5 protein-coding genes are annotated in these 5833 nt (G+C 42.6%); all 5 read left to right on the forward strand.

Annotation, left to right across the window (positions count from 1 at the left end; all coding sequences use genetic code 11):
* Positions 1-179: 179 nt before the first annotated feature.
* The 5 genes from JJE29_08965 (at position 180) to JJE29_08985 (ending at position 5777) form a co-directional block, all read left to right on the forward strand.
* Complete coding sequence (locus JJE29_08965; protein MBK5252745.1) at positions 180-668, forward strand: NAD(P)H-dependent oxidoreductase subunit E; 489 nt, start codon at positions 180-182, stop codon at positions 666-668.
* A 25-nt stretch (positions 669-693) separates the two neighbouring features.
* Positions 694-1059 (forward strand): (2Fe-2S) ferredoxin domain-containing protein, encoded by a 366-nt coding sequence (locus tag JJE29_08970; protein MBK5252746.1) that lies wholly within the window; start codon positions 694-696, stop codon positions 1057-1059.
* 35 nt (positions 1060-1094) lie between these two features.
* Positions 1095-2891, forward strand: a complete 1797-nt coding sequence (gene nuoF / locus JJE29_08975; GenBank protein MBK5252747.1) for an NADH-quinone oxidoreductase subunit NuoF — start codon at positions 1095-1097, stop codon at positions 2889-2891.
* Positions 2892-2931: 40 nt separating this feature from the next.
* The gene (locus JJE29_08980; GenBank protein MBK5252748.1) at positions 2932-4683 is read left to right on the forward strand and encodes an iron hydrogenase small subunit; all 1752 of its coding nucleotides are present in this window, start codon (positions 2932-2934) and stop codon (positions 4681-4683) included.
* 92 nt (positions 4684-4775) lie between these two features.
* Positions 4776-5777 (forward strand): ABC transporter substrate-binding protein, encoded by a 1002-nt coding sequence (locus JJE29_08985; GenBank protein ID MBK5252749.1) that lies wholly within the window; start codon positions 4776-4778, stop codon positions 5775-5777.
* Positions 5778-5833: the final 56 nt, after the last annotated feature.

Genomic DNA, 5833 nt, shown 5'->3' on the forward strand with positions numbered 1-5833 from the left:
AATGTCTTTCTTAATAGATTTTAAAAATACGACTAAAAAAGCTATGAAAGTAGATATTTCAAGTCAAGTATTACAATGGATTGATGCTCAACCCAGTTATATCAAAGTATTGCTGGGTGAATTTAAGTGCGAAAGTTGAGTTAATTAGTAAGTATATATGTGAGAAAAGGGGAGGTAAAATGGAAAAGAAAGTTATGAAAGACATTTTGACAGAAAAGAATTTTGCCAAGTTGGATCAAGCAATTGAAGCCAACAAAGACCGCAAGGGTGCTTTGATGCCGATACTGCATGAAGCGCAAGGCATTTTTGGAGCGCTTCCAATCGAAGTGCAAACAATTATTTCCGAAAAGCTTGATATATCGCTTGCGGAAATCTACGGTGTTGTGACATTTTATTCACGTTTTTCGCTGGTGCCAAAGGGCGAGTATGTTATTGGATTGTGTTTGGGAACTGCCTGCTATGTAAAAGGTGCGCAGAATATTCTTGACCGTCTTGAAACAGAGATTGGAATTAAGGTTGGGGAAACATCTGAAGATGGCAAATTCACATTAGAAGCAACAAGATGCCTCGGATGCTGCGGCTTGGCGCCTGTTATGGTCATCAACGATAAGGTTTACGGAAGATTGGAGCCGGGTCAAATCACCGGCATTTTGAAAGAATATAAATAAAGGCGAATTGACAAGGAGGGATAACATGAAAAGTTTAGCTGAATTGGCAAAGATCAGAGACGAAGCAAAAAATAAAATTGATCTTAGAGGGAAAAAAAATACAAGGATTGTTGTCGGCATGGCAACCTGCGGAATCGCCGCCGGAGCAAGACCTGTTTTACTTGCATTGGTAGAAGAGATCAAAAAAAGGAATCTTAATGATGTTGAAGTTGTTCAAACCGGTTGTATAGGCGTTTGTGTACTTGAGCCTATCGTAGAGGTTTACAATGAAACCGGCGAAAAGGTTACATATATTGAAATGACGCCTGAAAAAGCACGCAAGGTTATTGCCGACCATATTGTAAATGGTAAAGTGGTTAGCGAATATACAATCGGAGCTAAAAAAGCATAGAACTCGAAAAAATTACGATATTGGGAGGTAAGGAAATGGAATTGTATAGATCGCATGTATTGATTTGCGGTGGAACAGGCTGTACTTCTTCTGGATCGGACAAGATAGAAGCAAGGTTCCACGAGGAAATCAAGAAAAACGGATTGGAGAAAGAAGTTAAAGTAATCAGAACGGGTTGCTTCGGACTTTGTGAAGTGGGCCCGGTAGTTGTTGTTTATCCGGAAGGCTCTTTTTACGCACATGTAAAAGAGGAAGACGCAAAAACAATAACTGAGGAACACTTGCTTAAGGGTAGAATAGTAAAGGACCTCTTGTACTACGAATCCATCGAGGAAGATTCTGATCAAGTGAAATCCATTAATGAAGTTGAGTTTTATAAAAAGCAAGTGCGTAGAGTTCTTAGAAACTGTGGGGTAATTGATCCCGAAAACATCGAAGAATATATCGCTATGGATGGATATGCGGCTCTCGGAAAAGTATTGACTGAGATGGAGCCGGCGGATGTTATAAACATCATGAAGCAGTCTGGCCTTAGAGGCCGTGGTGGCGGTGGATTTCCCACAGGAGTAAAGTGGAGCTTCGCAGCAGGCGCTAAAGGCGACCAAAAGTACATGATATGCAACGCCGACGAGGGAGACCCGGGAGCGTTTATGGACAGGAGTGTACTTGAGGGTGATCCACATGCAATAATCGAAGCAATGGCTATTGCAGGATACGCAATAGGATCTTCCCAAGGATATGTATATATAAGAGCTGAATACCCTATAGCTGTTCATCGTCTTGAAATAGCTATAGGTCAAGCAAAAGAGAATGGACTACTCGGAAAAGACATATTCGGAACAGGATTCGATTTCGACTTGGAAATCCGTCTTGGAGCCGGAGCATTCGTATGCGGTGAAGAAACGGCATTGCTGCAATCAATCGAAGGTTTTAGGGGAATGCCAAGACCTAAGCCACCCTTCCCGGCAAACAAAGGTTTGTGGCAGAAACCGACAATAATCAACAATGTTGAGACATTGGCAAACATACCGCAAATCATTCTTAATGGAGCGGAGTGGTTTGCATCCATAGGAACAGAAAAATCCAAAGGAACCAAGGTGTTCGCATTGGGTGGAAAAATAAATAACACAGGATTAATTGAGATTCCTATGGGAACAACTCTTAGAGAAGTTATTTATGACATTGGCGGAGGAATTCCCAATGGCAAGAAGTTCAAGGCTGTACAAACAGGCGGACCTTCCGGCGGTTGCATAACCTATGAACATCTAGACCAGCCGCTTGACTACGATAATTTGATTGCCCTTGGTTCAATGATGGGTTCAGGTGGAATGATTGTTTTGGATGAAGATAACTGCATGGTTGACATAGCAAGATTCTTCCTTGATTTTACAGTTGACGAGTCCTGCGGAAAATGTACTCCTTGCCGTGAAGGAACGAAGAGAATGCTTGAAATGCTTGTAAAAATCACGAGCGGCCAAGGTGAAGAAGGCGATATCGAGAAACTTGAAAAACTTGCATACACCATCAAGGATTCAGCTCTTTGTGGTTTAGGACAAACAGCTCCGAACCCTGTAATATCAACTATAAGATACTTCAGGGATGAGTATGAAGCTCATATCAGAGATAAGAAGTGCCCGGCAGGAGTCTGCAAGAATCTGTTGACTTACTATATAACGGATGCTTGCATAGGCTGTACGAAGTGTGCTAGAAACTGCCCGGTAAACTGCATAAGCGGAGAAGTCAAAAAGCTTCATGTTATAGATTCCGACAATTGTATTAAGTGCGGAGCATGTATGGAAGCTTGTCCTGTAGATGCAATTATAAAGAGATAAGCTTCGTCTAAACTCACAAATTAAAAGAGAGGTGTAAAAGGTGGAAAAAGTTACTTTAACTATAAATGGTGTCGAGGTGCAGGCACCAAAAAACTATACTGTTCTTCAAGCGGCCAGAGAGATTGGAATCCATATTCCAACCCTTTGCTACCTGGAAGGCGTTAACGAGATTGGCGCCTGCAGGGTGTGTGTTGTTGAAGTTGAGAGAGCCAGAGCTCTTCTGACTGCATGTACAACACCAATTTCTGAAGGAATGGTTGTAAAAACAAATACAAAACGTGTTAGAGATGCAAGAAAAATGGTTGTAGAACTCATTCTTGCAAACCATAATCAGGAGTGCCTGGTTTGCGACAGAAACGGGACTTGCGAGCTTCAAAAGCTTACTGAAGAGCTTGGCATTAAGGAAGTATCCTACGAGGGAGCGAAAAGAACTCCGACAATCGATAATTTTTCTCCTTCAATTGTAAGAGATACAAGCAAATGCATACTCTGCGGAAGATGTATCGCTACCTGCAAGAATGTTCAGGAAATAGGAATACTCGAGTTTACAAACAGGGGATTCAACACGGAAGTAAGCCCGGCCTTCAATTCGAGCTTGACTGAAATGCCATGCATCTATTGCGGCCAATGCGTAAACGCTTGCCCGGTTGCGGCTCTTAGGGAAAAATCCAACATCAATGATGTATGGGAAGCAATCGACAATCCGGATATGCATGTCATTGTACAATCTGCTCCGGCTGTTAGAGCGGCGCTTGGAGAACTCTTTGACAATCCTATAGGTACAAATGTTACTCCTAAGTTGGCTACATCCCTTCACATGATGGGCTTTGACAAAGTGTTTGACACTAACTTTGCAGCCGACCTTACAATACTTGAGGAAGGAACTGAGCTCATAGGAAGAATCACAAACGGTGGTAAGCTGCCGATGATTACTTCTTGTTCTCCGGGATGGATAAACTTTATAGAACTCAACTATCCTGATCTTTTGGATCATCTTTCAAGCTGCAAGTCGCCTCACCAGATGTTCGGGGCGCTTATGAAAACTCATTATGCAGAGATGAACAACATAGATCCTAAAAAGATATTTGTAGTGTCCGTAATGCCTTGTACTGCTAAGAAATACGAGTGTAAGCGCGAGGAAATGGGTCGAGACGGATATCTAGACGTTGATACCGTAATTACAACTAGAGAGCTTGGGAAGATGATCAAGCAGGCATCTATAGATTTCAACAATGTTCCTGATGGAGTATTCGATGAATACTACGGAGACTATTCTGGCGCAGCTGTTATCTTTGGCGCAACAGGCGGAGTTATGGAAGCTGCTCTAAGAACCGTTGCCGATGTTTTGACAGGCGAAGACCTTAAGGAGATTGATTACACTGCTCTTCGTGGCGAAGCGAGAATCCGTGAAGCCGAAGTTAAAATCGGAGAGCTTACCGTTAAGGCGGCTATTACGCATAGCGCTGCAGGAGCCAGAAAAATAATGGAAATGATTAAAGCCGGTGAAGCGGATTACCACTTCATTGAAATAATGGGCTGCGACGGCGGCTGCGTAAACGGAGGCGGACAACCTCATGTTTCTGCCAGCGCCAGAATTGGCATTGACATTCGCCTTGAAAGAGCAAAGGCTCTTTATAGCGAAGATGCATCGCTCGAAATAAGAAAATCCCACAAGAATCCTTCCATAACAAGACTTTACGAAGAATTCCTGGGCGAGCCAAATAGCCATATAGCACATGAAGTACTGCATACCCACTATAAAGGCAGGAAAAAGTATAACAAAGAAAAGTAAGAATGTGAAAGCGGGTTCATATGAACCCGCTTTTTCTTTTTGTGTTTATTTTCAAAAAAATATATAATGGATTCAGAAAGAGGGGAATAAAAATGAAAAAAATATTTTGGGTTATATTGATGGTTTTGCTTTTGCTCCAGGGGTGTACAGCAGAAAAGCCTGTGGAGAGTGTTGAAGAGCCGGAGGCAGAGGAAGTGTCCTACGAGCCAATTACGCTAAGGGTTGGAAGCATTAAGGGTCCTAGTGGCGTTGGAATGGTTAAAATCATGGAAGATAATCCCGTTTTGGGGGAAAGCGTTACGAGTGAGTACGAGATAGTCGGTAGCCCCGAAATACTTGTAGCCAAGGTTTTGAAAAATGAAACCGATATAGCTGTCCTTCCGACCAATGTGGCCGCAATGCTTTACAATAAGGGTGTCGATTACCAGCTCGTTGGAATAAATACATGGGGAGTTCTGTACCTTGTTGAAAACGGGGAAACGGTTTCATCTTGGGAAGACCTGAAAGGCAAAACAGTAACACTATTTGCAAAAGGGTCTTCGCCGGATGTGGTTTTCAGATACCTCATGGCAGAAAATGGTCTTACTGAGGAAGATGTGACCATTGAATATATGGCCAGTCATATTGAATTGTCTCAAATGATGATTGCCGGTGAAAAAACTTTGGGTCTTTTGCCTGAGCCCATGGTTACCATGGTTCAAATGAAGAACCCGGATCTCAAAGTGGCAATAAACCTCCAAGAATCATGGGAGGAGGCCGCGGGCATGGAATTCCCGCAGGGTTGCCTAGTGGCAAGAAAAGATTTGATAGAAGAGCGGCCGGAAGTCATTGAGGCTTTTCTGGACGAGTACAATGCATCATGCATATGGGTAAACGAGAACCTTGAAGAAGCCGGTGCGCTGGTTGAAAAGTATGAAATAGGAATGACTGCTCCGATGGCTGTAAAGGCAATACCAAAGAGCAACATACGTCTTGGAAAATCATACGATGTTAAAGAAACTGTAGAAAAGTATTTAGACATTCTTTACGAGTTTTCACCACAGGAAATTGGAGGCAAGGTGCCTGATGAGGGATTCTATTACATCAAAAAATAGAAAAATCACATGGTTTTCGATTGCCTGTTTATTAGGAATATGGCAGATGATTTCCG

This window comes from Peptostreptococcaceae bacterium, from assembly GCA_016649995.1.
In the GTDB taxonomy this organism is placed as follows: Bacteria; Bacillota; Clostridia; order Peptostreptococcales; family BM714; genus BM714.

Excerpts from the sequence above, each read along its gene's own strand:
- JJE29_08970 (MBK5252746.1), top strand. The coding sequence starts at position 694 with ATGAAAAGTTTAGCTGAATTGGCAAAGATCAGAGACGAAGCAAAAAAT.
- JJE29_08985 (MBK5252749.1), top strand. The coding sequence starts at position 4,776 with ATGAAAAAAATATTTTGGGTTATATTGATGGTTTTGCTTTTGCTCCAG.
- JJE29_08965 (MBK5252745.1), top strand. The coding sequence starts at position 180 with ATGGAAAAGAAAGTTATGAAAGACATTTTGACAGAAAAGAATTTTGCC.
- nuoF (MBK5252747.1), top strand. The coding sequence starts at position 1,095 with ATGGAATTGTATAGATCGCATGTATTGATTTGCGGTGGAACAGGCTGT.